1 protein-coding gene is annotated in these 800 nt (G+C 61.5%); it reads right to left on the minus strand.

The genetic code is table 11. The features are described 5' to 3' along the window. Positions 1–800 (minus strand): AMP-binding protein (locus NKH03_RS34825; RefSeq protein ID WP_352973368.1); only part of this gene is annotated, 800 nt, incomplete at both ends.

The raw sequence follows: 800 nt of genomic DNA on the forward strand, positions 1-800 counted from the left end.
CGCCCGGCTCGATGCGGAAGCCGCGGATCTTCACCTGCTCGTCGTTGCGGCCCAAAAACTCCAGATTGCCGTCCGGCAGATAGCGGGCCAGGTCGCCGCTCCGATACAGCCGGTCGCCCTCCACAAAGGAGCTGGCGATGAACCGCTCGGCCGTCAGCTCGGGCCGGTTGAGGTAGCCGCGCGCAACCCCGGCCCCGCCGATATAGAGCTCGCCCACCGCCCCCAACGGCACCGGCGCACCATGACCGTCCAGCAGATACACCCGCGTGTTCGCAATCGGACGGCCAATATGCGGCACGGCGTTGTCACTGAGAAGTCGTCCCGACGTTGCCACAACGGTGACTTCCGTAGGGCCATAGTTGTTTATCAACTTGAGAGGAGACGGTATCCGGGAAGGAACACGCTGGAGACGATCACCGCCGATCAGCAAATGTCCCAATTTTGGATTTACCAGCTCGTCTTGCAATGCGGTTATAGCCAGCGGTGTGGCTAGAAAGGCGGCGTCCAGTGGTTGATCACGCCACCATTGCAACAGACGCGAGGAATCTCCTGCTGCCGCCCTGGGCGGGAGCAGCAATGTGCTACGATTGCATAATGCGGACCATAGCTCCCAGGTGCTGGCGTCAAAAGCCACTGCAGCCGTGAGTGTGCAGCAGGTTTCTGGTTGCGGACAAAACGTTTGCACATGCCATGCTGTAAGATTGACCACTCCGCGATGCTCGACCATGACGCCCTTGGGCGTCCCGGTGGAGCCCGAGGTGTAGATGATGTAGGCGAGATGGCGGGGGGTGAGCCCCAGC

The sequence above is a fragment of the Mesorhizobium sp. M1406 genome, from assembly GCF_040317555.1.
GTDB lineage: Bacteria > Pseudomonadota > Alphaproteobacteria > Rhizobiales > Rhizobiaceae > Mesorhizobium.